Here is a 24,119-nt window from a genome sequence, read left to right on the forward strand (position 1 = left end):
GGGTATGTTTTTTGTACCGCGGAGCGGTCAGGTTTTTCGGCCATGACGTTGTTCTCCTGGTAAAAATGTGATCAAGGTTGTTGCAGGGTGGCCATTACACACCTAAGATGCCCGCCTTCTCTCACCCGACAGCAAAGGAGGTACATCATGCAACAGTTGATCATCCTTTGCAGGTCGCGCCTGGCTTGAACGCATTCGCCGCTACTCGTTAGCGGTACCGCAACGCCCGGCCTCTGGCCTGCCAATCCGAACATCTTTTTGTTTCAACCCATCAGGATTGGACTATGGGCACTTGCATTCGCAATTTGTCCGACGGCGCCGTATTGGTCGCCGCGGACGACACCTGGATCGAAGGAAAAGCGATCCAACAACTCGAAACCACCGCTCGCCTAGGGGGCATGCATCGGGTGGCCGGCATGCCGGACCTGCATCCGGGGCGTGGCTATCCGGTCGGCGCGGCATTCTTTTGCGTGGGGCGTTTGTACCCGGCGCTGGTCGGCAATGACATCGGCTGTGGCATGGCGCTGTGGCGCACGGACATCCCGACCGCCAAGCTGCATCTGGACAAGCTGGAGAAACGCCTTGGCAACCTCGACCTGCCGCTCGACGAGACGTGGCAGGAGGCCGTTGCCAGCTTCGGTTTGCCTGCCACGGGGCACGAGCGTTCTCTAGGCACCATTGGTGGTGGTAACCACTTCGCCGAGCTGCAGCAACTTGATGAAAGCTACGACGATGCGGCCCTGGCAGCCTTGGGCATCGAGCGCAAACACCTGCTGTTGCTGGTGCACAGCGGCTCGCGTGGTTTGGGCGAGGCGATCTTGCGTGAGCAGGTCGACCTGTTCGGTCATCACGGACTGGAGGCGGGCAGCGAGGCCAGCACTCATTACCTGGGCCGGCACGACGGCGCGCTGCGTTTTGCCGAAGCCAACCGTCAGTTGATTGCCCGGCGCATGCTCGACCGCTTGCGTGCCGATGGCGATGTACTGCTCGACATCAACCACAACCTGGTGTCGCCAGCGCAGGTCGACGGGCTCGATGGTTGGCTGCATCGCAAAGGCGCCACACCGTCGGATCAGGGGGCGGTGGTGATCCCTGGTTCGCGCGGCGACTACAGCTACTTGGTACAGCCGATCGCCGACGAGCGCAGCCTGTTGTCCCTGGCCCATGGCGCCGGACGCAAATGGATGCGCAGCGAGTGCAAGGACCGCCTCGCCTCGCGCTACAGCGTCGAGCAACTGAGTCGTACGGCACTAGGCAGCCGCGTGATCTGCGCCGACCGGGCGCTGATCTACGAGGAAGCGCCGGAGGCCTACAAGGCTATCGGCTCGGTGGTGGGTGCCTTGCGTGAAGCGGGGTTGGTTCGCGTGCTGGCACGACTGAAACCGGTGCTGACCTACAAGACGCGCGGAGGGTGCTGCTGATGATCCTGCTGCAACTCTCGGCGGCTCAGGGGCCGGAAGAATGTGCCCTTGCAGTGGCCAAGGCATTGCTCAGGCTGCAGGCCGAAGCGGATGCCCAGGCCGTGGCGGTACGGATACTCGAAGAAGAGCCGGGGCCGCGGCGCGGTACCTTGCGCTCGGTGTTGCTGGCACTGGATGGCGAGCAGGCCGAGCGCCTGGCGGATCACTGGACGGGCTCGCTGCAATGGACGTGCAGCAGTCCGTACCGGCCGGGGCATGCGCGCAAGAACTGGTTCTTTGGGGGTGCACGGTTTGCGCCACCGGCACCGGAATTGGCGAGCGAGATCCACTTCGAGACCTTGCGTTCGTCCGGGCCGGGTGGTCAGCATGTCAACACCACCGACTCGGCAGTGCGCGCCACGCACCTGGCCAGCGGCGTCAGCGTCAAGGTACAGAGCGAGCGTAGCCAGCACGCCAACAAACGCTTGGCGCTGCTGCTCATCGGGCAACGCCTGGCGCAACAGGCAGAGCAGGTCGACAGCGAACTGCGCGCGGAGCGGCGGTTGTTCCATCACCGCATCGAGCGTGGCAATCCACGTCGGGTGTTTCGCGGCGAGCGCTTCAAGCCGGCTGACGAGTAGATTGTGTGCGAATAGTCGTCGAGCAAAAGTCAGGCCGGGCGGCGTAGGCTATGCCGGCCCCACAAAAACGGATGAGGAAAGGACCCGGCTCGCACTCGGGTTTACGAGTTGCAAATGAGCACTGCGTATCTGAGGCGATCCCGCCAAAAACGCAAAAGCCGCGCAATGCGCGGCTTTGAGTATGGTGGGCCCACACGGACTTGAACCGTGGACCAAAGGAGTAGGATGGCCAGCCGGATCCCTGAGCTATGGCGTTGAGGTCACCAAAGCCCTTGGACGCCAACTGGCTTCCTCCGAACGCAGCGTGCAGGTTTCCAAGCACTGCGCTCTCCAGATGTTCCTCAGGCTGCCGCCACGTGAAGGTGTGCGAAGCTGGATAGGGATATGCCGTCGTATTCACCACGGTGAATCTTGTGGTGGCACTCGTGGCATACGGGGATCTGCTTCCGGTTAAGGATGGCCATGATCCTCGTGAACCCAACTACCTTGCTTCCCAGCTTCCGAATATGCTTCACATGGTGCATTGCTACTCTGTCATCGCTATCGCAGATAACGCAAGGAGATCCTAGTTTGGATCGTGTTCGCAGTCGCAGGTTTCTCTCCAGGAAATCTGTGTCTACTTCCCCGATCATGAATCGGTTCGGTTTCGACGCCCAGCTTTTCACGAGAGGCATTGCTACCTGCTTAATTTCCTTGCCAGCCTCGTTCCTCACTCTTACTCGGAGCTTCGTCCCGTGCTTCGTGAAAATCTTGCTCCTGGTAGACCTGTGTTTGGTCGCCAGGGTTTTGGCTGCTGCGTGCTGTAGGATGTATTGGATTCTGTTGAGATTGCTGAAACTATCCACGAAGGAATAGTAGTTGCAGATACCTCTCCAGACACTTCCTACTTGCTCGACTATTTGATAGTCGTCCAGATGGATCCATCTATTGATGGTGGTGGGCTCGCCTTGAGGGCTACAGAAGCCTTTCGAGCAGAGTTTTGCCACGATATCCGTCACAGGGGCGTACATCAGTGGTGTCCAACCAGCCACCCGTTTGGTGAACCATTTGCCGTGTCGTTTGATTCGCATGATCTTCGGGCTGGTGGAGCCTACCCTAAAGGAGGTTCCCAGGAATTTTGCTGGCTCCGTCTTCGCGTGTCGAATGTGGGTCTTCTCCATGCTGAGTTCGAGTCCCAGATTTCGAAGGTGATCCCCTATCTCCGTGCGTAGTCGATCCGCTAATTCCCTTGGCCCGTTGATACCTACGACCCAGTCGTCGGCGTACCGGACGTACTTCACCCTTATGAATCCATTGCGTGACACGAGAGTTGGAGGGAGTTTGAGCGTGGCCTTTTTGATCTCACGTATTTGTTCGATCAGCGAGTTGCGCTCGTCCCCTTGGACTGTGTCCGCTTTCTTCTGAAGGTGTTCCCGCTTCGCGACGAGTTTTCGGTACACCGGGTTTCTTGCCTTACTATCTTCTTCCCCGGCGTTATGTTCCTTTATCAGTTCTTCCGCTTTCAGGTCGAGCTGGTGCAGAAACACGTTAGCCAGAATAGGGGAGATGATGCTTCCCTGGGGCGTCCCAAGGGATCCAGAGAAAAAGGCCCCGTTGTCGAAGTAACCCGCGTTTAGCGCTTTCCTTATCAGGGTGATGAATCTTTCGTCTTTGATGCGCGTCCGCAGCGTGTTGATCAAGAGCTCGTGCTGGATATTATCGAAGCAGCCTTTGATGTCTCCCTCGATTACCCAGGTCACCCCTGACCACGTGTCGCGGATTTGCCTCAGAGCAGTATGGCAGCTCCTTCCCGCCCGAAAACCGTGGCTGTTGTTGCTGAACGTTGGTTCGAATATGGCCTCCAAGATCATTCTCATGACCTCTTGAACGACTTTGTCGGTGGGTGGCGCGACAGCTAGTGCTCTTGTCTTGCCGTTGGCCTTGGGGATGAGAACCCGTCTGGCACCCCTGAATGAAAAACTCTCGTTCTTCATTTTCTCGATCATATTTCTGACCGTGGTGGTCGAGAACTGGTCGAGCGTCGTCTTATCCATACCCGGCGTCATGTTGCCCGGTTTGCTCTTGATCTTCTCGTAGGCCACGATGTACAAGTCTTCCTTGAACATGAGGCGGTAGAGGCGGTCATTGGCGTAGGTCGGGTCGGCGTTCGCTTTCCTGATTGCCTCGATTCTCGTGAGGCTTTTGTACTGCATCACGCATACCCCCACGATCCTAGAGACTGAATATCCTAGGCCCCTTCCCTTTCACCGGGTGTTAACCGGTCGTATTCGTGGTGGTCGGTAGCTGGTGAATGGACACGTCCCCTCACCTTGAAGATGGTGGGCCGGGCGGGATTTGAACCCGCACTCAACGGCTTATGAGGCCGCTGCATTAACCGTTATGCTACCGGCCCAATACAAACAGGTACTACGAGCCTTCCGTCACCATGGGGATTACTCCCGTTAGGTGATCCCGTAGTTAACGCAAAAACGTGCTCAGATTTTAGGTTGCCATTTCGGTTGTCTTTCGCACTACTTGTGCTAGCGCCTCCGGTGTGACGTGCAGGAGACTCATAACCGTCCTCCCGCAACCGAAGGGAGTGGCGTCAATCTCAGTGCCACCCCAGTTACGACTACCCACGCTTCACCTTGGCTTCAAGCAATCCAGCCTTAACCATGACCTGCCCTAGCTGACTCCCCCTATTGGAGTTGAGATCCTCCGCAGGGAGCCTTTTAACGGCATGCTCTTGTCCCTTGCAGGGTTTCCCCTTCCGGTAAGCCGCTGCTTTACCCCTAATGTCACAAGGGGATGGCTATTAACCACAACGTTTTTGCGCCATCTTACGGCGCACTTATGAGTCCTCTGCTCTAACCAACTGAGCTATAGGCCCCAGTGGTCGCGGATTATAGCGAGGGTTTCGAGGCTGTGCTATCCGAAAGATCCGAAACTGCCCGGCGTAGAAAGGTCGCGGCGAATTCAGGCGCCGCCAGCGGCAGGCTGACGATGTAGCCCTGGATCTGTTCGCAACCCTCGGCCGCCAGAAATTGCTGCTGCGCCTGGTTCTCCACGCCCTCGGCGATGATGGTCAGCTGCATGCTGCGCCCCAGCGCAATGATCGCCCGCGCAATCGCCGCATCGTGCGGGTCATCCGGCAGGCCGCGGATGAACGACTGGTCGATCTTGAGGATGTCCAGAGGCAGGCGTTTGAGGTAACTGAGCGAGGAGTAGCCGGTGCCGAAGTCGTCGATGGCCAGTTGTACACCGATGCGCTTGAGCTGGTGCAGGATGGCCAGCGCCTCCTCGGCCTGGCTCATGATGAAGTTCTCGGTGATCTCCAGCTGCAGGTCACCCGCCTTGAGCTGGTGAGTGCGCAGCAATTGCTCGATGCGCTGTACCAGCAACGGCTGACGCAACTGCGCGCCCGCCAGGTTGACCGACAGCGGCCCGAACGCAAGGTAGCTGTGCTTCCACGCTTGCATCTGCCGGCACGCCTGCTCCAACACCCAGTCGCCCAGCTGCAGAATCATGCCATTTTCTTCAGCCAGCGAGATGAAGTGCTCCGGCGGTACGTCGCCGAAGGTCGGGTGGCGCCAGCGAATCAGTGCCTCGGCGCCCACCAGGCTCTGGGTCTTGAGGCTGAACTTGGGCTGGTAGCTCAGGCTCAGTTCCTTGCGCTCGATGGCGCGGCGCAGTTCGTGCTCCAGCGCGATGCGCTCGGCGGCCTGGGCGGTCAGGTCGCGGGTGTAGCTCTCGACCCGGTTGCGCCCCTTGGCCTTGGAGCGGTACATGGCCGCATCGGCGTTGCGGATCAACGAGGCCACGTCGGTGCCGTCCTGGGGGTACAGGCTGGTGCCGATACTGGCACTGGTGAAGAACTCGTGTTCGCCGGCCTGGAACGGTGCGCCAAAGCAGGCCAGTAGCTTGTTGGCGATATGCTCGGCATCGCTTGGCTGGTGCAGGCCGGGCAGCAGGATGATGAATTCGTCCCCGCCCAGGCGTGCCACGGTGTCGTTGTCGCGCACCTGTTCTTTCAGGCGCTGCGCGATTGCCTTGAGCAGCAGGTCGCCGACCGGGTGGCCGAGGCTGTCGTTGATGTGCTTGAAGCGGTCCAGGTCGAGGAACAGTACCGCGCCCTGGCGACCCGAAGGCTGCGGGCTGCTGAGGGCGGCCTGCAGCCGGCTTTCGAACAGGGTGCGGTTGGGCAGGCCGGTGAGGGGGTCATGGTGGGCCTGGTAGTCGAGCTCGGCCTGGGCATGCTTGAGGCTGGAGATGTCGGCGAACACGGCGACGAAGTGGGTGATCTCACGCTCGTGATTGCGCACGGCGCTGATTGTCAGCCACGCAGGGTAGAGCTCGCCGCTCTTGCGCCGGTTCTGGATTTCGCCCTGCCAGTGGCCCTCGGCGGTCAGTTGATGCCACAGGGCGGCGTAGAAGGCGCTGTCGTGCTGGCCCGAGGCGAGCAGGCGCGGGGTCTGGCCCAGCGCTTCGAACTCGCTGTAGCCGGTGATTTCGCTGAACGCGCGGTTGACCGCACTGATGTGCTGGTCGATGTCGGTGATCAGTACGCCTTCGGCCGTGTTTTCAAACACAGTGGCCGCCAGTTGCAGTTTTTCCTGCATCAGATGGCGCTCGGTGATGTCGCGGGCGATGGTCAGCATGCAGTCCACGCCGGCAATCGGCAGCGGCCGCGCCGAGACTTCGCACAGGCGGATCTGCCCGTCGGCGCGGCGGATGTGGCAGCTGAAGTCGCGTACGAAGCCGTTTCGGTTCAGCAGCTCGAGCAGTTGCCGGCGCTCGTTGAGGTCTACCCAGATGCCCAGCTCCAGGGTGCTGTGGTCCAGTACCTGGCTATCGAAGCCGGTGATGCGGCAGAACCCGTCGTTGACCTCGATCAGCAGCCCGTCGCTCTGGCGCGACAGCAGCAGGCCGTCAGGCGAGGCGTGGAAGGCCTTGGCGAACTTTTCTTCGGAGGTCTGCAGTTGCTCCTGGGTCTGTTTGAGCTGGCTGATGTCGCGCACCGCCACCACCAGCGCCGGGGTGCTGTCCAGGTCGAAGATCTCCGCCGAGGTGAGCCCGGTGAACAGCTGGCCGTTGCTGCGCCGAAAAGGCATTTCGAGGTTGCGGATGTTGCCGCCCTGCAGGCGCTGCAGCGGGGCTGGCCCCTGGTCTTCGATGCCCCACAGGTTGAGCTCGGCGGCGGTGCGGCCGATCACCTGGTCCTGGCTCAGACCGATCTGGTCCTCGAAGGCTTCGTTGACCTCCAGCAGGCAGCCATCGCTGACCCGGGCGATCAGCAGGATGTCGGGGCATTGCTGGAACACCGAGGCGAATTTCTGCTCCGACAGACGCAGGGCCTGCTCGGTGTTCTTGGTTTCGCTGATGTCGATCATCAGCCCGCGCATCACCGGGGTGTGCCCATGCTCGATCAGGCTGACGATGTCGCGTACCCACAGCACCCTGCCATCGGCGCGGATCACCCGGTAGTCCAGGCTGTGGTCGCGGCCGGCGGCGGTTTCGCTGTCGCAGTAGGCCTGGGCCCAGAGGGCGTCGTCCGGGTGCAGGATGTCGCGCCAGAAGCCGGGCTTGAGCCATTGGCTGATCGGGTAGCCGAGCAGGTCTTCGGCGTGGGGCGAGACATAGCTGTAGGTGAAGTTGTTGGCATCGGCTTCCCAGGCAATCGCCGAGAGGCTCTCGACCAGGCCGCGGTAGTGGTACTCGCTGCTGCGCAGCTCCTGTTCCAGGGCTATGCGCCGGGAAATTTCCGAGCTTAGCCGGCGGTTGACGCGCATCACCGCCGCCAGTATCGCCACCAGCAGCAGGATGCCGGGCAGGCCGTAGAGCAGCAGGTCGCGCCAGCGGTTGCTGTTTTCCAGCACTTTGCCGACCCAGCGCTCCTGGATATGACTGAGCTCGGCCGGGCTCATGTCGGCAATCACCTTGTCGAGGATGCCGATCAGCATCTTCTGTTGGCGCGGGGCCGCCATGGCCAGCTGGTAGCGGTAAGGGGTTTCGCCGCTGACGTAGAGCCCTTCGAGCTTTAGCTGGCGCAGGCTCCAGACGCTGGAGGCGAGGTCGCCGACCACGGCATCGACTTCGTCGGTGGCCAGGGCCTGAAGCGCCGAGCTGACATTGGGCAGCGCCACCAGGTTGAGGTCAGGGTGGTGGGTACGCAGCAGTTCGTGTGGGGCGTAGTTCTCCACCACGGCGACTTTCAGGCCGTACAGCTCCTTGAGGTCACGTGGCCTGGGCCCGCCTTCGTGGGCCAGGATCACGATGGGGAAGTCGAGGTAAGGGCGGGTGAAGGCCAGGTAGCCCTGGCGTTCGGGGGTGGACATGATGCCGGGCAGCAGGTCCAGCTGGCCCTGCCGGGCCTGTTGGAGCACGGCCGACCAACTGCTCGGCTCGATCGGCGTGAACACAACACCCAGGCGCTCCTGGATCAACGCAATGTAGTCGGCGGCCAATCCCTGGTACTTGCCGTCCTGGTCACGGTATTCGAAGGGTGGCCAGGATGCGTCGACGCCCAGGCGCAGCTGCGGATGCGCACTGAGCCAGGCTTTCTCTTCGTCGTTCAGGGTCAAGGCGCCGGCCGCTGCACTCCACATCAGCAGGAGGGGCAGCACGAGGGCCGGCAGTCTGGGCATAGCGGCCTCGTCACTCAAGTGGATAGATTCGAGTGTAGACGGGGGTTTGGCCGAAGGGCGAAGAACGCAGGGGTTAAAACGTCAGGGCCTGAAAAAGAAAAACCCCGGCATTTGCCGGGGTTCGTCATTACTCGTCGAGGAAGGAGCGCAGATGCTCGCTTCGCGTCGGGTGGCGTAGCTTGCGCAACGCCTTGGCCTCGATCTGACGGATCCGCTCGCGGGTCACGTCAAACTGCTTGCCTACCTCTTCGAGGGTGTGGTCGGTGTTCATGTCGATACCGAAACGCATGCGCAGCACCTTGGCTTCACGTGCGGTCAGGCCGGAGAGCACGTCCCGGGTCGCTTCCTTCAGGCTTTCGACCGTGGCCACATCGATTGGCGACTGCATGGTCGAGTCCTCGATGAAGTCACCCAGGTGCGAATCTTCGTCGTCACCGATCGGGGTTTCCATGGAGATCGGCTCTTTGGCGATCTTGAGTACCTTGCGGATCTTGTCCTCAGGCATCTCCATGCGCTCACCCAGCTCTTCCGGGGTCGGTTCGCGACCCATTTCCTGCAGCATCTGCCGGGAAATGCGGTTGAGCTTGTTGATCGTCTCGATCATGTGCACCGGAATACGGATGGTGCGGGCCTGGTCGGCGATCGAGCGAGTGATCGCCTGACGGATCCACCAGGTGGCATAGGTCGAGAACTTGTAGCCACGACGGTATTCGAACTTGTCCACCGCTTTCATCAAGCCGATGTTGCCTTCCTGGATCAGGTCGAGGAATTGCAGGCCACGGTTGGTGTACTTCTTGGCGATGGAGATCACCAGACGCAAGTTGGCTTCGACCATCTCTTTCTTCGCGCGGCGGGCCTTGGCCTCACCGATCGACATGCGACGGTTGATGTCCTTGATCTCGGCGATCGTCAGGCCGGTCTCTTCCTGCAGGTCGATCAGCTTTTGCTGGCAACGCACGATATCGGCGTCCAGGCGGCCCAGTGCTTCGGCCCACTTGGCGCTGCGCTTGGACAGATCGCCGCTCCAGGTGGTGTCCACTTCGTTGCTCGGGAACAGACGCAGGAAGTCGGCACGTGGCATGCGGGCATCACGCACACACAGTTGCATGATGGCGCGTTCCTGGGCGCGCAGGCGCTCCAGGGCGCTGCGCACGCGCTCCACCAGTACTTCGAACTGCTTGGGTACCAGCTTGATCGGCATGAACAGCTCGGCCAGTTGCAGCAGCTCGGCAATGCCTTGCTTGCTGTGGCGACCGTGCTTCTTCAGGACCTTGGCGGTTGCTTCCAGCTGGTCGGCGACAGCGCCGAAACGCTGCTGGGCGACGACCGGATCGGGGCCGCTTTCGACCTCGTCCTCTTCATCGCTGGCGCCTTCCTTCTCTTCTTCCTCGTCGTCGTCCGCATCGGCCTTGGCCGGGGCTTTCGGATCGACGGGCGGCGGTACTTCGGCCGGCGGCGCGATGCCGTCATCCGGGTCGATGTAGCCACTGAGCACGTCGGACAGACGGCCACCTTCGGTGGTGACGCGGTCGTATTCGCCGAGGATGTAGTCGACGGTGCCCGGGAAGTGCGCAATGGCGCCCATCACTTCACGGATACCTTCTTCGATACGCTTGGCGATTTCGATTTCGCCTTCGCGGGTCAGAAGCTCGACGGTACCCATTTCACGCATGTACATGCGCACCGGGTCTGTCGTGCGACCGATATCGGTCTCCACGGCCGCCAACGCTGCGGCAGCTTCTTCGGCGGCGGCTTCGTCGGTATCGGCCTCGGCCAACAAAAGGGCATCCGCATCCGGAGCACTCTCGAATACGTTGATCCCCATGTCGTTGATCATGCGGATGATGTCTTCCACCTGCTCCGGATCTGAAATATCCTCTGGCAGGTGGTCGTTGACCTCCGCGTAAGTCAGGTAGCCCTGCTCACGACCGCGGGTGATCAACTCTTTGATGCGAGACTGCTGTTGCGCTTTTCCGGACATAACACCCTATCCACTGAAGGTCTTGGCGGGCAAAAAACAAGCCGAGGATTATACCCGAGCTAGGACCTCACGCGCCAGTTGAGGTCGGGGTTTGTGCGGGAACATTCCGGCTTAACAGGTCACGCAGCTGATTTTTCTCGTCTGCGCTCAACTCACTTTGACGTGCTTTCCTGAGCAGATGTTCCAGGCTGCGCTCGCGTTGGCGAGCGGACAAGCTAGTTATGGTGTCGAAAAACTGTTGTTCAAGGTTGTCGGCATCGATCAGCCATTCCTTTTCTGCCAATGCGCGCAACAATCGGCCCTGTTCGGTGCCGTGCCAACGCGCGATCAGCTGTAAGGAGCGTAGCTCAGGATTCTTTTGCAAGGCTTCGAGCAACGCCACCAGCAACTGGGCATACACATGCTCTTCAGCGGCGAAATGGCTGGCATCCTCGACCTTCTTGGCCAGTTGCGGATGGTGCATGAGGGTGCGCAGGGCGCTCAAGGTCGGCGGTTCCACCGACGTCGGCACCCGCGGCGGTGGCTGGAAGTCGCGTTTGCCGTTCTTGTCCCACGGCTTGCCCTTCTTGTCCCACGGCTTGCCTTCCCACTTCTTCTTCTGTCCGCCCTGGCTTGGTGTCCATTGTTGCTGCTGCGGCTGGAAATGCTCGGGCTGGTGGAAGTCGCTGTAATCCGGGCTGTAGTCGGGAATCGCATCGTAGTCGATGCCCGGGTCGTACGCCGGTGGCGCCTCGCTGGGGGCGCTGTGGGCCAGCTGTTCGACCTGGTGCAGGTCCAGGCCGGTTATTTCGCGCAGGCGGTTGCGCATCAGGGCCTTGAGGTTGGCACCGGGCACTTTGTCGATCAAGGGCGCGGCCAGGGTCACCATGTGCGCCTTGCCTTCGAGCGACCGCGGGTCGGCTTCTTCGGTCAGTTGCTGGAAGAAGTAATCGGCCAGCGGCTGAGCATGCTGGTTGATGCGCGCACGGAAGGCGTCGGTGCCCTCGGCACGCACCAGGGTGTCCGGGTCTTCGCCTTCTGGCAGGAACAGAAAGCGCGCCTTGCGCCCGTCCTGCAGGCTCGACAGCGTGGCTTCCAGGGCACGCCAGGCGGCATTGCGGCCGGCCTGGTCGCCGTCGAAGCAGAACAGCACGCTGGGCACCACGCGGAACAGGCGCTTGAGGTGGTCTTCGCTGGTGGCGGTGCCAAGGGTGGCCACGGCATTGCGCAAACCTTGCTGGGCCAGGGCGATGACGTCCATGTAGCCCTCGACCACGATGATCTCGTCGAGGTTGCGGTTGAACTTGCGTGCCTCGTACAGCCCGTAGAGCTCCTGGCCCTTGTGGAACACAGGGGTTTCGGGGGAGTTCAGGTACTTGGGCTTGTCGTCGCCCAGCACCCGCCCGCCGAAGGCGATGACCCGGCCACGGCTGTCGCGGATGGGGAACATCACGCGGTCGCGGAAGCGGTCATAGCGCTTGCCGGTCTCGGCATTCTCGATCAGCAGGCCGGCGTCGACCATGGCCTTTTGCTGCAGGGCGTCGCTGCTCAGGTGCTTGAACAGGTTGTCCCAGCCCGGCGGCGCGAAGCCCAGGCCGAAGTCGCGGGCGATTTCGCCGGACAGGCCGCGGCCCTTGAGGTATTCGACGGCCGAGCGGCGTGTCGGGTGGTTCTTCAGGGCCTGGCGATAGAACTCGGCAGCGGCTTCGAGCAGCGGGTACAGCGGCGAATCGGTGGGCTGGCGGGGCTTTTGCCCGCGGCTGCTCTCTTCGCGCGGCACTTCCATGCCGGCGGCCTTGGCCAGCTCTTCGACAGCCTGGGGGAAGTCCAGGTTGTCGTGGTCCATGATGAAGCCCAGGGCGTTGCCGCCGGCGCCGCAACCGAAGCAGTAGTAGAACTGCTTGTCGGGGCTGACGCTGAAGGAGGGGGTCTTCTCCTTGTGGAACGGGCAGCAGGCCGTGTGGTTCTTGCCGGACTTTTTCAGGTTTACACGCGAACTCACCACGTCGACGATGTCGGTGCGGTTGAGGAGGTCGTCAATAAAACTCTGGGGAATCAGCCCGGCCATGGCACTCTCGTCATCAGGCGACAATCAAGTGTAATCGCTAATGCTGCGGGAACAGCGACGCATTCGATGCAAGCTCGAATGACGTGACACAAAAAAGGAAAGGGGTGTGCTCGTCTGCAGCCGGTGAAGGCTCGTCAGGGGTGACGTGCACTGCTGGCGGTTAGGCCAGGTCTGACGTGTGAGGCAGGCTTGCCCTTGCTGCATAGCAGTTTGGGCATCTCAGGCGCTCGACCCGAAGGTCCAGGCCAGAGGAAACAGCATCAACTGCCGACAGCCCGGCTTGCACCGGGCATGGCAGAAGCTGGCGACGAACGTCTGTATCAGTACAGACGAACGGCGCGGCGCTGTTCGCGCTGAACTTTCTTGGCGTGGCGTTTGACAGCGGCTGCTGCCTTGCGCTTACGCTCGGAAGTTGGCTTCTCGTAAAATTCGCGGCTACGAACTTCAGCCAGTACACCGGCTTTTTCGCAGGAGCGCTTGAAACGACGCAGAGCTACGTCGAAGGGTTCGTTCTCTTTAACTTTGACGGCTGGCATCCAGAGCTACCTTCATTCATTACCGGGGGTCAACGAACTCGTGGCAAATATGTGCACTGGAGAACGTCGGTTTTTAAGGGTTGCGGATGTTAACCCTTAGCTGGCCTGAATGCAAAGCCTCTGATCGAAAACCGCTGGTCGGCACCGGGAGCGAGGACTATCATGCGCGCCTTCGAATTCAGCCCCAACAAGGCGCAAACCCATGCTAGTACTGGGATTGGAAACATCCTGCGACGAAACTGGTGTCGCATTATACGACAGCGAACGCGGCCTGCTGGCCGATGCACTGTTCAGTCAGATCGACCTGCACCGCGCGTATGGCGGGGTTGTGCCGGAGCTGGCCTCGCGTGATCACGTCAAGCGCATGCTGCCGTTGATCCGCCAGGTGCTGGCCGAGGCCGACTGCGTGGCCACCGAGATCGACGCCATCGCCTACACGGCAGGCCCTGGCCTGGTCGGGGCGCTGCTGGTGGGGGCTTCGTGCGCCCAGGCGCTGGCCTTTGCCTGGGGCATCCCGGCCCTGGGCGTGCACCACATGGAGGGCCACCTGCTGGCACCGATGCTCGAGGCACAACCGCCGGAGTTTCCGTTCGTCGCCTTGCTGGTGTCGGGCGGCCATACACAGTTGGTACGTGTGGATGGCATCGGCCAGTACGAACTGCTTGGCGAGTCCCTCGACGATGCGGCCGGCGAAGCGTTTGACAAGACGGCCAAGATGATGGGCCTGAACTATCCCGGTGGCCCGGAGATCGCGCGCCTGGCGCTGCAGGGCGTGCCGGGTCGGTTCGTGTTCCCGCGGCCGATGACCGATCGTCCGGGCCTGGATTTCAGCTTCAGCGGCCTGAAGACCTTTGCCCTGAACACCTGGCAGCAGTGCCAGCGTACCGGGGACGACACCGAGCAGACCCGTTGCGACATCGCTCTGGCGTTCCAGCAGGCGGTGGTGGAGACTTTGACCATCAAGTGCAAGCGCGCCCTCAAGCAGGCCGGGCTCAAGCGCCTGGTGATCGCAGGTGGGGTGAGTGCCAACAAGGCCCTGCGTGCCTCGCTGGAGGAGATGCTGACCGGGCTCAAGGGCAATGTGTACTACGCGCGACCCGAGTTCTGCACCGACAACGGCGCGATGATCGCCTATGCCGGGTGCCAGCGTCTGGCGGCCGGGCAGCGGGAAACCCTGGCGATCAGCGTGCAGGCACGCTGGCCGATGGAGCAGTTGCAGGGGCTGTGAGCATGAGCGCCGCTCATGTGAACGCCTCAGAAATGCCGTTCGCGCCCGGCAAAAAGGTCGCGTAGATTGCCGCGATGGCGCCATACGATGAGCACGGTCAGCACGCTCATCGGCAGCAACGCCTCGGGCTCGCGCCAGGCCAGCAGGGGCAGGGCCAGGGGCGTTGCGATCAGGGCGGCCAGCGAGCTGGTGCGGGTCAGGTAGAAGGTCAGCAGCCATGCGCTGATGGCCAGCAGGGCGGCCGGGGGGTAGAGCCCCAGCAGCACGCCGGCGGCAGTGGCCACGCCCTTGCCGCCGCGAAAGCGGAAGTACAGCGGAAACAGGTGGCCGACCACCGCGCACAGGCCTATCCAGGCCTGCTGCTGCTCGTTGAGGCCGACCAGGCTGGCGATCAGCACGGGCAACAGGCCCTTGCACAGGTCGCCAAGCAGGGTCAGGATCGCCAGCTTGCGGCCTGCCAGACGCAGCATGTTGGTGGCGCCGGCATTGCCTGAGCCGCAGGCACGCGGGTCGGGGCTGCCGCTCAGGCGGCTGAGAACGATGGCGAAGGACAGCGAGCCGAGCAGGTAGGCGAGCGACGCCAGTAACCAAAACATGCTAACTATTCCGGGCGAGGACGCCCTGATTCTAGCGGCGCAAGGCGCCCTTGTCGTGCTGTGGAGAGAAGTGCTTGGACAGAGTGTTCATCGAAGGGCTGGAAGTCGACACCGTGATCGGCGCCTATGACTGGGAACGCGGTATTCGCCAGTGCCTGCGCCTGGACCTGCGGTTCGCCTGGGACAATCGCCCGGCGGCGGCCGGCGACGACCTGAGCCTGGCCCTGGACTATGCCAGCGTCACGGCACGTATCCAGGCATTTGCCGAACAGGCCAGCTATGAGCTGGTCGAGACGTTCGCCGAACGCCTGGCCAAGGTGCTGATGGACGAGTTCCAGATTCCCTGGCTGCAACTGAAGCTGACCAAGCCTGGCGCCATCGCGGCGGCAAGCGGGGTGGGCGTGGAGATCGAGCGCGGATGTCTCTGACCCCGGTATACCTAGGCCTTGGCAGCAACATCGAGCGCGAGCGGCACCTCGGCGCCGGGCTCGATGCGCTGGCTGCGATGCTCAGGGACATGCGCTGCTCGACGGTGTTCGAAAGCCAGGCGGTGGGCATCAAGAGCGGGCCGTTTTTCAATCTGGTGGTCACCGGCCTGACCGACCTGCCATTGCTTGAACTGGACCGTCGCCTGAAGTTCATCGAGGCCGACAACGGCCGTTATGCTCCGGATCGCAAGGGGCTGCCGCTGGATATCGACGTGCTGATGTATGGTGACCTGCACGGCAGTTTCGACGGCCTGCTGTTGCCAAGGGCCGAAATTCTCAAGAATGCGTTCGTCTTGTGGCCATTGTCGTTGATCGCGCCGGAACTGGTGCACCCTGGAGCAGGCAAGAGCATGGCCCAGTTGTGGCAGCAGGCGCAGATCGACCAGGTGCTCGAACCGGTGCCATTCACCTGGAATGGCAAGGCGCTGCCGCTGGACTGACGGTCAGGGGCGGCAATCAGGAATCGCCGCCCTTGCCGGCCTAACGATTCAGGGTTTGGCGCTTTCCTTGTAGGCCTTGAGCGCATTCAGCCGCTCGCGCTTGATCGCCTCGCCCAGGCCCTGGCCGGCAAAGCCCTTCTCTACCAGTGGCTGCACCGCCACTGCCCGCGCGGCGTCTGCTGCGCCACGCAGGTAGGTGGCCTGTGGATAATCACGTTCCTCCAACCCCAGTCGCCCGCGCGCGTCCATCTCGCACGCGGCGATGAACTCTTCAAAGCGTTGCGGGCGCCGGTACACGTCGAAGCGCTGCAGCAACTCCAGCAAGGTCGATGCCTTCAGCTCCAGGGCCCGGTGGCCATGGGTATGGTACTCGCCCACCAGCAAGGCCAGTTCCTGGCAGTCGCGCGGTACCTTGAAGCGCTGGTTGACCGCCTTGATCGCCTTCAGCCCGCGGTGCTCATGGGCGATATGCCGCGGCCACTCCTCTTCGGGGGTCAGGCCTTTGCCCAGGTCATGCAGCAGGCAGGCCCAGCGTACCGTCAGCGGCTGGTTGTGACGGGCCGCCTGCTCCAGCACCGACAGGGTATGCACGCCGGTGTCGATTTCAGGATGATGCGCCGCAGGTTGCGGAACGCCGAACAGCACGTCGAGTTCGGGCATCAACTGCTTCAGCGCCCCGCAATCACGCAGCACCTGAATGAACACCTGGGGTTGCTCTTCCATCAGGGCGCGGGCGATTTCCTTCCAGCTGCGCTCGGCGGTAAGGGCCTGCAGTTCACCCGACTCGCTCAGCTCGCGCATCAGTGCGAGGGTTTCGGGGGCTACCTGGAAACCCAGCCCGGCATAGCGCGCGGCGAAACGCGCTACGCGCAGCACACGCAGGGGATCTTCGGCGAACGCGGGGGAAACGTGGCGTAAAATCCGGTCTTGGAGATCCTGCTGGCCCTTGTACGGGTCGGTGATCCGGCCCTGTTCGTCCTCGGCCATTGCATTGATGGTCAGGTCGCGCCGCACCAGGTCTTCTTCCAGTGTGACCTCGGGGCTGGCATGGAAGGTGAAGCCGCCATAGCCGCGCCCGCTTTTGCGCTCCGTACGCGCCAGTGCATATTCTTCACCGCTGTGAGGGTGAAGGAAGACGGGGAAGTCGGCCCCCACCGGACGGTAGCCCTGGGCCTGCATCTGCTCGACCGTCGCACCCACCACCACCCAGTCGATATCGGTGACCGGCCTGCCTAGCAGGCGGTCGCGCACGGCACCACCGACTTTATAGATCTGCATGAAAAAACCTCCGTTGAGGCCACAGGATACCCTGTCTGGCCACAACGGAGGTTGGCGCGGGCGGCTACAGGTGGACGACAGCCAGGTCCAGCCGTCCGTAGTCACCTTCGCCGTGTTCGCCCTTTGGGGGGACGTGGTGGGTCTTCATCACCTGGTCGCCTTGCAGGGTCTCCAGATGGATGTCGAAGCCCCACAGGCGGTGCAGGTGCTTGAGCACCTCGTCGGTGGAGTCGCCCAGCGGTTTGCGGTCATGTTGCTGGTGACGCAGCGTCAGCGAGCGGTCGCCACGCCGGTCTATGCTCCAGATCTGCACGTTGGGTTCGCGGTTGCCCAGGTTGTATTGCGCGGCCAGGATCTCGCGGATGGTGCGGTAGCCTGCTTCGTCGTGGATGGCCGGTACCAGCAGGTCGTCCTTCTGGTCGTCGTCCAGGATGCTGAACAGCTTGAGGTCGCGAATCACCGTGGGCGACAGGTACTGCAGGATGAAGCTCTCGTCCTTGAAGCTGCTCATGGCGAACTTGATGGTCGACAGCCAGTCGCTGCCGGCAATCTCGGGGAACCACCGGCGGTCTTCCTCTGTGGGGTGCTCGCACATGCGCCGGATGTCGCGGTACATGGCAAAACCCAGGGCATAGGGGTTGATGCCGCTGTAATAGGGGCTGTCGAAGCCTGGCTGGAACACCACGCTGGTGTGCGACTGCAGAAACTCCATCATGAAGCCCTCGGTCACGAGGCCCTCGTCGTACAGGTCGTTCATCAGGGTGTAGTGCCAGAAGGTCGCCCAGCCTTCGTTCATCACCTGGGTCTGGCGTTGCGGGTAGAAGTACTGTGCGATCTTGCGCACGATGCGCACGATCTCGCGTTGCCAGGGTTCGAGCAGCGGGGCGTGCTTCTCGATGAAGTACAGGATGTTTTCCTGCGGTTCGGCCGGGAAGCGCGCGTTGTCTTTCTCGTTGTACTTGTCGGTGCCCTTGGGAATGGTGCGCCACAGGTCGTTGATCTGCTTTTGCAGGTGTTCTTCGCGGTCCTTCTGGCGGCGACGCTCTTCTTCGGCGGAGATCGGGTAGGGCCGCTTGTAGCGGTCGACGCCGTAGTTCATCAGGGCATGGCAGGAGTCCAGCAGGTCTTCCACCGCGTCGATGCCGTGGCGCTCCTCGCACTGGGTGATGTACTGCTTGGCGAACACCAGGTAGTCGATGATCGAGCTGGCGTCGGTCCAGGTGCGGAACAGGTAGTTGCCCTTGAAGAAGCTGTTGTGCCCGTAGCACGCGTGCGCTACCACCAGCGCCTGCATGCAGATGGTGTTCTCCTCCATCAGGTAGGCGATGCAGGGGTCGGAATTGATCACGATTTCGTAGGCCAGGCCCATCTGGCCGCGACTGTACGATTTTTCTGTGCTCAGGAAATGCTTGCCGTATGACCAGTGGTGATAGCCCAGCGGCATGCCGACCGACGCATAGGCGTCCATCATCTGCTCGGCGGTAATCACCTCGATCTGGTTGGGGTAGGTGTCCAGGGCGTAGCGCTCGGCCAGGCGACTGATTTCGCGGTCGTAGGCCTGGATCAGCTCGAACGTCCACTCGGACCCGGTGGAAAGGGGTTGGCGCTTCTGCTCTCTGGCGGTCATGTGGCTAACCTGCGCTGGAAGAGTTCACGGAAGACCGGGTAGATATCGCCGGCCGACACCAGCTGCTGCTGGGCGAAGGTATCGGCGAAGGCTTCGCCGATGCGTTCGTATTCGAACCACAAGGCCTGGTGCTCGCGAGGGGTGATCTCGACATAAGTGTAGTACTGCACGAACGGCATGATCTGCTTGGTGAGGATCTCGCGGCAGATGGGCGAGTCGTCGTTCCAGTTGTCACCGTCCGAAGCCTGGGCCGCGTAGATGTTCCATTCGCTGGCCTGATAGCGCTCGGCCATGATTTCCTGCATCAGTTTCAGGGCGCTGGAGACGATGGTGCCGCCCGTCTCGCGGGAATAGAAGAACTCTTCCTCATCCACTTCGCGCGCGCTGGTGTGATGGCGGATGAACACCACCTCGATCTTGTCGTAGTTTCGCTTCAGGAACAGGTACAGCAGTATGAAGAAGCGCTTGGCGATGTCCTTCGTGGCCTGGGTCATGGAGCCGGACACGTCCATCAGACAGAACATCACGGCCTTGGAACTGGGGTTGGGCTGCTTGACCAGCAGGTTGTACTTGAGGTCGAAGGTGTCGAGAAAGGGTACGCGGTGGATACGTGCACTCAGACGTTCTATTTCCCCTTCGATTTCCTGGATATCGCCGAAGTTGTCCGGCTCTTCGCGCTTCAGGCGTGCCAGCTCTTCCTGGGCCGCGCGCAGTTTGGCGCGGCTGCTGCCCGACAGCGCAATGCGCCGCGCATGGGCTGAGCGCAGGGTGCGGATGATATTGATGCGCGACGGGTTGCCTTCGTTGCTGATGCCCGCGCGCACGGTCTTGAAGGTGTCGGTGCCGGTCAGGTGACGCTTGACCAGGTTGGGCAGCTCGAGGTCTTCGAACATGAACTCGAGGAATTCTTCCTGGGTGATCTGGAAGACGAACTCGTCCATGCCTTCGCCGGAATTACCGGCCTTGCCCTTGCCGCCGCCTCCACCGCCGCCCTGCGGGCGCGCGATATGCTCGCCGGCGGTGAACTCCTTGTTGCCCGGGTGTACGACGGTCTGCTTGCCGCCGCGTCCATGGTGCAGTACCGGTTCGTCGATATCCCGGCCAGGAATGCTGATCTGCTCGCCATGCTCCATGTCGGTGATGGAGCGACGGCTCACGGCCTCTTCGACGGCCTTCTTGATGTGGTCACGGTAACGCCGCAGAAAGCGCTGGCGGTTGACCGTGCTCTTGTTCTTGCCGTTCAGGCGTCGGTCGATCACATAGCTCATAGGCCCCTCCGGGAGTAGGCAGTAGCTGCAAGCTTCTAGCTTCAAGATGGGCAGCGCTGTCGCTGCAGGCCCGGCGCGTACTCCGGGCTTGCCGCTGACAGCCTGACGCTTGCCGCTTATTGCGATTTCCTGACCCGCAGGTACCATTCCGAGAGCAGCCGGACCTGTTTGTCCGTGTAGCCGCGTTCGACCATTCGCGTAACGAAGTCATTGTGCTTCTGCTGGTCCTCCTTGCTCGCCTTGGCGTTGAAGCTGATGACCGGCAGCAGGTCTTCGGTGTTGGAGAACATTTTCTTCTCGATCACCACCCGCAGTTTTTCGTAGCTCAGCCAGGTCGGGTTCTTGCCGTTGTTGTTGGCCCGGGCGCGCAGCACGAAGTTGACGATCTCGTTGCGGAAATCCTTCGGATTGCTGATGCCAGCCGGTTTCTCGATCTTCTCCAGCTCCTCGTTGAGGGCGATGCGGTTGAGGATCTCGCCGGTTTCGGGGTCGCGGTACTCCTGGTCCTGAATCCAGAAGTCGGCGTACAGCACATAACGGTCGAAGATGTTCTGCCCGTATTCGCTGTAGGACTCCAGGTAGGCGGTCTGGATTTCCTTGCCGATGAACTCGATGTAGCGCGGTGCCAGGTATTCCTTGAGGTAGCGCAGGTAGCGCTCGCGCACCTCGGCCGGGAACTGTTCCTGTTCGATCTGCTGCTCCAGCACGTACAGCAGGTGCACCGGGTTGGCCGCGATTTCATGGGGGTCGAAGTTGAACACCTTGGACAGGATCTTGAAGGCGAAGCGGGTTGACAGACCGTTCATGCCTTCGTCGACACCGGCCGAGTCGCGGTACTCCTGGATCGACTTGGCCTTCGGATCGGTGTCCTTGAGGTTCTCGCCGTCATACACGCGCATCTTGGAGTAGATGTTCGAGTTCTCCGGCTCCTTGAGGCGCGACAGCACCGTGAACTGGGCCAGCATCTTCAGGGTGTCGGGTGCGCAGTGGGCCTTGGCCAGGGAGCTGTTGAACAGCAGCTTGTCGTAGATCTTGATCTCGTCGCTCACGCGCAGGCAGTACGGCACCTTGACGATGTAGATCCGGTCGATGAACGCCTCGTTGTTCTTGTTGTTGCGAAAGCTGTGCCATTCCGATTCGTTGGAGTGGGCCAGCAGAATCCCGGAGTAGGGGATGGCGCCGAGGCCCTCGGTGCTGTTGTAGTTGCCCTCCTGGGTGGCGGTGAGCAGCGGGTGCAGGACCTTGATCGGTGCCTTGAACATCTCGACGAATTCCATCAGGCCCTGGTTGGCCCGGCACAGTGCGCCCGAATAGCTGTAGGCGTCGGCGTCGTTCTGCGGGAATTCCTCGAGCTTGCGGATATCGACCTTGCCCACCAGCGCCGAGATGTCCTGGTTGTTCTCGTCGCCCGGCTCGGTCTTGGCCACGGCGATCTGGTTGAGGATCGAGGGGTAGAGCTTGACCACCTTGAACTGGCTGATGTCGCCGCCGAACTCGGCCAGGCGCTTGGTCGCCCAGGGCGACATGATGGTGTTCAGGTAGCGGCGCGGGATGCCGAAGTCCTCTTCGAGGATGGCGCCGTCCTCGGTGGCGTTGAACAGCCCCAGCGGGGACTCGAACACCGGCGAGCCCTTGATGGCGTAGAAGGGCACCTTTTCCATCAGTTGCTTGAGTTTTTCAGCCAGGGACGACTTGCCGCCACCCACCGGGCCGAGCAGGTAGAGGATCTGTTTCTTTTCCTCCAGGCCCTGTGCGGCATGGCGGAAGTAGGAAACGATCTGGTCGATGCATTCTTCCATCCCATGGAAGTCTTCGAAGGCGGGGTAGCGCCGGATCACCTTGTTGGAGAAGATCCGCGACAGCCGCGAGTTGTTCGACGTGTCGACCAGTTCCGGCTCACCAATAGCCATCAACAGGCGTTCGGCCGCCGACGCATAGGCACTACGGTCCTGCTTGCAGAGCTCAAGATACTCCTGCAGCGAGAGCTCTTCCTGACGGGTGGACTCGAAACGTTGTTGGAAGTGGCTAAAAATACTCATGACGTCACCTCGCTCGATACGTGGAGCCGACGTCGGATCGATCAGTTGATGCTGGCATGCAGACGGCACTGCCGCCTGCTGTATACCCCCCAGAACACCCTTGGAACCTTACCGATGACCCGCACGCCGGTGTACCGGCTCTCCCCTTTTTGGATGGCCTGGGCTTAAGGATAGTTGGTAATCGGCGAGGTCAAGGGCGGTTGGGCGATTAGTTCGCCACGACCGTTCGTCTGGTCTGGCGCGAGCCCGCGCAGGGCGCGGGCTGCAGGCCAACAAAAAAATTATTCGGCGGAGCCCTGGGCGGTTTCTGCCGGGAAGGTGGCGCGCCACAGCTCGAAGCCGCCGTCGAGGCTGTAGACGTCGGAAAAACCCTGGCTGACCAGATACGCGGCCGCGCTCTGGCTGGAGTTGCCGTGGTAGCAGACCACCACGGTAGGGGCGTCGAGGTCGGCGCCGCGGATGAAATCGGCGACCGACTGGTTGTCCAGGTGGCGGGCGCCGGTGATGTGGCCGTTGGCAAAGGTGGGCTGGTCGCGGATATCGACCACCACGGCGCCTTGCGCACGCAGCGCCTGAGCCTGCTCTGGAGGGATACGTTTGAATTCGCTCATGGGCGGGTCCTTCAGGATTGATCGGCTATTCTAGCCGGTTGCACGGGGCTGGCCAGCGGGCGTACGGTGCCTTCTTCGGTGCACTCGCAGCGGTGGTACTGGCCGGTATCGACATTGAACAGGGTCATCGCACCGCCCCACACGCAGCCGGTATCCAGTGCGTACACGCCTGGCTCGGTGCAGCGGCCCTCGAGCGCTGCCCAGTGTCCAAAGATGATCTTCACGTGACGCGAGCGACGGCCCTTGTGGGCGAACCACGGTTTGTAGCCGGGTGGGGCGGTGTCGGCGCCTTCCTTGCCCTTGAGGTCCAGTTTGCCCTCGGCGGTGCAGAAGCGCATGCGGGTGAAATAATTGGTGATGACCCGCAGGCGTTCGACCCCGCCCAGGTTCTTGCTCCACTTGTTCGGCTCGTTGCCGTACATGCCGTCCAGATAGAGCTTGAGCCGATTGTCATCGCGTAGCACTTCTTCGACCTCGCCAGCCAGCTCCAGCGCCTTGCCCAGGGTCCACTGCGGTGGAATGCCGGCATGCACCATCGCCACGCCGCGCTGCTCGTCGTAATGCAGCAGCTTTTGCCGGCGCAGCCAGTCGAGCAGTTCGTCGGCATCCGGGGCGTCGAGAATCTCGCGCAGGGTGTCGCTTTTCTTCAGGCGCTCGATGTTGTGCCAGGCGGCCAGCAGGTGCAGGTCGTGGTTGCCCAGCACGCACACCAGCGAGTCGCGCATGGCGTACAGATAGCGCAGGGTTTCCAGCGACTCGGGGCCGCGGTTGACCAGGTCGCCGACCAGCCACAGGCGGTCGACCGACGGGTTGAAGTTGACCCGCTCGAGCAGGCATTTGAGCGGTTGCAGGCAGCCCTGGAGATCGCCGACGGCATACACCGCCATCAGTGCAGCGACCCGGGTACGGCCAGGCGGAACGCCTTGATCGGGGCCTCGAAACGGATGCCATCCTCGGCGAACATCTGATAGCTGCCTTCCATGGTGCCCACCTGGGTGCTGAGCACGGCACCACTGCTGTAGGTGTGGCTCTGGCCAGGCTCGATCAGCGGCTGCTGACCGATCACCCCGGCGCCCTTGACCTCTTCCACCTGGCCATCGCCATTGGTGATGAGCCAGTGACGCGACATCAGCTTGGCCGCCACCGAACCGTTGTTGTGCACGGTAATGGTGTAGGCAAAGGCAAAGCGGTCGTTTTCGGGATCGGAATGTTCTTTGAGGAAGCGGGTGACGACGTCGACGTCGACCTGATAGCGGGGATCGGACATTCAAGAGGGCCTTGGCAACAGACGCGAATACGGCAATGGCATCAGTCTA

Annotated in this window: 18 protein-coding genes and 1 tRNA gene; 5 read left to right on the forward strand and 14 right to left on the reverse strand. The window is 61.8% G+C overall.

What is annotated here, in order from left to right; translation table 11 throughout:
• Positions 1-284 precede the first annotated feature (284 nt).
• The gene (locus NP552_RS24295; RefSeq protein WP_274097234.1) at positions 285-1,421 is read left to right on the forward strand and encodes an RNA ligase RtcB family protein; all 1,137 of its coding nucleotides are present in this window, start codon (positions 285-287) and stop codon (positions 1,419-1,421) included.
• On the forward strand, positions 1,421-2,041 hold the full coding sequence (gene prfH / locus NP552_RS24300; RefSeq protein ID WP_123753467.1) for a peptide chain release factor H: 621 nt from the start codon (positions 1,421-1,423) through the stop codon (positions 2,039-2,041). The genes NP552_RS24295 and prfH overlap by 1 nt, the downstream gene beginning before the upstream one ends.
• Positions 2,042-2,382: 341 nt before the next feature.
• Here the strand turns inward: prfH and NP552_RS24305 are convergent, their stop codons facing one another.
• The 6 genes from NP552_RS24305 to rpsU all read right to left on the reverse strand — a co-directional run bounded on the left by NP552_RS24305 (position 2,383) and on the right by rpsU (position 13,228).
• Positions 2,383-4,233, reverse strand: coding sequence for a reverse transcriptase/maturase family protein (locus NP552_RS24305; RefSeq protein ID WP_274097235.1), 1,851 nt, complete (start codon positions 4,231-4,233; stop codon positions 2,383-2,385).
• 124 nt (positions 4,234-4,357) lie between these two features.
• Positions 4,358-4,433, reverse strand: a tRNA-Ile gene (locus tag NP552_RS24310).
• A 490-nt stretch (positions 4,434-4,923) separates the two neighbouring features.
• A complete protein-coding gene (locus NP552_RS24315; protein WP_078480887.1) occupies positions 4,924-8,664 on the reverse strand; it encodes a bifunctional diguanylate cyclase/phosphodiesterase in 3,741 nt (1,246 codons plus the stop codon).
• Between the two features lie 127 nt (positions 8,665-8,791).
• Positions 8,792-10,645: an RNA polymerase sigma factor RpoD gene (gene rpoD / locus NP552_RS24320; RefSeq protein WP_043863742.1), complete on the reverse strand. Its 1,854-nt coding sequence runs from the start codon at positions 10,643-10,645 to the stop codon at positions 8,792-8,794.
• Between the two features lie 67 nt (positions 10,646-10,712).
• On the reverse strand, positions 10,713-12,692 hold the full coding sequence (gene dnaG / locus NP552_RS24325; protein WP_043863743.1) for a DNA primase: 1,980 nt from the start codon (positions 12,690-12,692) through the stop codon (positions 10,713-10,715).
• Between the two features lie 320 nt (positions 12,693-13,012).
• Entirely contained in the window at positions 13,013-13,228 is a 216-nt protein-coding gene (gene rpsU / locus NP552_RS24330; protein WP_002551877.1) for a 30S ribosomal protein S21, read from the reverse strand.
• 202 nt (positions 13,229-13,430) lie between these two features.
• Between rpsU and tsaD the strand changes: the two genes are divergently transcribed.
• Entirely contained in the window at positions 13,431-14,456 is a 1,026-nt protein-coding gene (tsaD, locus tag NP552_RS24335; protein WP_274097236.1) for a tRNA (adenosine(37)-N6)-threonylcarbamoyltransferase complex transferase subunit TsaD, read from the forward strand.
• A gap of 26 nt (positions 14,457-14,482) precedes the next feature.
• Here tsaD and plsY read toward each other — a convergent pair whose 3' ends face one another.
• Positions 14,483-15,052, reverse strand: coding sequence for a glycerol-3-phosphate 1-O-acyltransferase PlsY (gene plsY / locus NP552_RS24340; protein WP_043863745.1), 570 nt, complete (start codon positions 15,050-15,052; stop codon positions 14,483-14,485).
• 74 nt (positions 15,053-15,126) lie between these two features.
• On the opposite strand from plsY, the gene folB reads away from it, so the two are divergent.
• Together folB and folK are read left to right on the forward strand one after the other, a co-directional pair.
• Positions 15,127-15,480, forward strand: coding sequence for a dihydroneopterin aldolase (gene folB, locus NP552_RS24345; protein ID WP_043863746.1), 354 nt, complete (start codon positions 15,127-15,129; stop codon positions 15,478-15,480).
• The gene (gene folK, locus NP552_RS24350) at positions 15,471-15,980 is read left to right on the forward strand and encodes a 2-amino-4-hydroxy-6-hydroxymethyldihydropteridine diphosphokinase (protein ID WP_274097237.1); all 510 of its coding nucleotides are present in this window, start codon (positions 15,471-15,473) and stop codon (positions 15,978-15,980) included. Before folB ends, folK begins: the two co-directional genes overlap by 10 nt.
• Positions 15,981-16,028: 48 nt before the next feature.
• Here the strand turns inward: folK and NP552_RS24355 are convergent, their stop codons facing one another.
• The 7 genes from NP552_RS24355 to apaG all read right to left on the reverse strand — a co-directional run bounded on the left by NP552_RS24355 (position 16,029) and on the right by apaG (position 24,070).
• Positions 16,029-17,258, reverse strand: coding sequence for a multifunctional CCA addition/repair protein (locus tag NP552_RS24355; protein WP_236177190.1), 1,230 nt, complete (start codon positions 17,256-17,258; stop codon positions 16,029-16,031).
• Between the two features lie 64 nt (positions 17,259-17,322).
• Positions 17,323-18,885: a SpoVR family protein gene (locus tag NP552_RS24360; protein ID WP_043863749.1), complete on the reverse strand. Its 1,563-nt coding sequence runs from the start codon at positions 18,883-18,885 to the stop codon at positions 17,323-17,325.
• Positions 18,882-20,153, reverse strand: coding sequence for a YeaH/YhbH family protein (locus tag NP552_RS24365; RefSeq protein ID WP_043863750.1), 1,272 nt, complete (start codon positions 20,151-20,153; stop codon positions 18,882-18,884). The genes NP552_RS24360 and NP552_RS24365 overlap by 4 nt, the downstream gene beginning before the upstream one ends.
• Before the next feature lie 116 nt (positions 20,154-20,269).
• A complete protein-coding gene (locus tag NP552_RS24370; protein WP_043863751.1) occupies positions 20,270-22,192 on the reverse strand; it encodes a PrkA family serine protein kinase in 1,923 nt (640 codons plus the stop codon).
• 281 nt (positions 22,193-22,473) lie between these two features.
• On the reverse strand, positions 22,474-22,803 hold the full coding sequence (gene glpE, locus NP552_RS24375; RefSeq protein ID WP_043863752.1) for a thiosulfate sulfurtransferase GlpE: 330 nt from the start codon (positions 22,801-22,803) through the stop codon (positions 22,474-22,476).
• A gap of 11 nt (positions 22,804-22,814) precedes the next feature.
• On the reverse strand, positions 22,815-23,690 hold the full coding sequence (locus NP552_RS24380) for a symmetrical bis(5'-nucleosyl)-tetraphosphatase (RefSeq protein WP_054915960.1): 876 nt from the start codon (positions 23,688-23,690) through the stop codon (positions 22,815-22,817).
• On the reverse strand, positions 23,690-24,070 hold the full coding sequence (apaG, locus tag NP552_RS24385; protein ID WP_043863754.1) for a Co2+/Mg2+ efflux protein ApaG: 381 nt from the start codon (positions 24,068-24,070) through the stop codon (positions 23,690-23,692). The genes NP552_RS24380 and apaG overlap by 1 nt, the downstream gene beginning before the upstream one ends.
• Positions 24,071-24,119: the final 49 nt, after the last annotated feature.

Origin of the sequence: Pseudomonas sp. 8209 (assembly GCF_028682105.1) — a bacterium.
In the GTDB taxonomy this organism is placed as follows: domain Bacteria; phylum Pseudomonadota; class Gammaproteobacteria; order Pseudomonadales; family Pseudomonadaceae; genus Aquipseudomonas; species Aquipseudomonas palmensis.

Excerpts from the sequence above, each read along its gene's own strand:
- apaG (WP_043863754.1), bottom strand. The coding sequence starts at position 24,070 with ATGTCCGATCCCCGCTATCAGGTCGACGTCGACGTCGTCACCCGCTTC.
- NP552_RS24295 (WP_274097234.1), top strand. The coding sequence starts at position 285 with ATGGGCACTTGCATTCGCAATTTGTCCGACGGCGCCGTATTGGTCGCC.
- tsaD (WP_274097236.1), top strand. The coding sequence starts at position 13,431 with ATGCTAGTACTGGGATTGGAAACATCCTGCGACGAAACTGGTGTCGCA.
- NP552_RS24370 (WP_043863751.1), bottom strand. The coding sequence starts at position 22,192 with ATGAGTATTTTTAGCCACTTCCAACAACGTTTCGAGTCCACCCGTCAG.
- NP552_RS24360 (WP_043863749.1), bottom strand. The coding sequence starts at position 18,885 with ATGACCGCCAGAGAGCAGAAGCGCCAACCCCTTTCCACCGGGTCCGAG.
- glpE (WP_043863752.1), bottom strand. The coding sequence starts at position 22,803 with ATGAGCGAATTCAAACGTATCCCTCCAGAGCAGGCTCAGGCGCTGCGT.
- NP552_RS24355 (WP_236177190.1), bottom strand. The coding sequence starts at position 17,258 with ATGCAGATCTATAAAGTCGGTGGTGCCGTGCGCGACCGCCTGCTAGGC.
- prfH (WP_123753467.1), top strand. The coding sequence starts at position 1,421 with ATGATCCTGCTGCAACTCTCGGCGGCTCAGGGGCCGGAAGAATGTGCC.
- folK (WP_274097237.1), top strand. The coding sequence starts at position 15,471 with ATGTCTCTGACCCCGGTATACCTAGGCCTTGGCAGCAACATCGAGCGC.
- NP552_RS24380 (WP_054915960.1), bottom strand. The coding sequence starts at position 23,690 with ATGGCGGTGTATGCCGTCGGCGATCTCCAGGGCTGCCTGCAACCGCTC.
- rpsU (WP_002551877.1), bottom strand. The coding sequence starts at position 13,228 with ATGCCAGCCGTCAAAGTTAAAGAGAACGAACCCTTCGACGTAGCTCTG.
- plsY (WP_043863745.1), bottom strand. The coding sequence starts at position 15,052 with ATGTTTTGGTTACTGGCGTCGCTCGCCTACCTGCTCGGCTCGCTGTCC.
- NP552_RS24365 (WP_043863750.1), bottom strand. The coding sequence starts at position 20,153 with ATGAGCTATGTGATCGACCGACGCCTGAACGGCAAGAACAAGAGCACG.
- rpoD (WP_043863742.1), bottom strand. The coding sequence starts at position 10,645 with ATGTCCGGAAAAGCGCAACAGCAGTCTCGCATCAAAGAGTTGATCACC.
- NP552_RS24305 (WP_274097235.1), bottom strand. The coding sequence starts at position 4,233 with ATGCAGTACAAAAGCCTCACGAGAATCGAGGCAATCAGGAAAGCGAAC.
- NP552_RS24315 (WP_078480887.1), bottom strand. The coding sequence starts at position 8,664 with ATGCCCAGACTGCCGGCCCTCGTGCTGCCCCTCCTGCTGATGTGGAGT.
- dnaG (WP_043863743.1), bottom strand. The coding sequence starts at position 12,692 with ATGGCCGGGCTGATTCCCCAGAGTTTTATTGACGACCTCCTCAACCGC.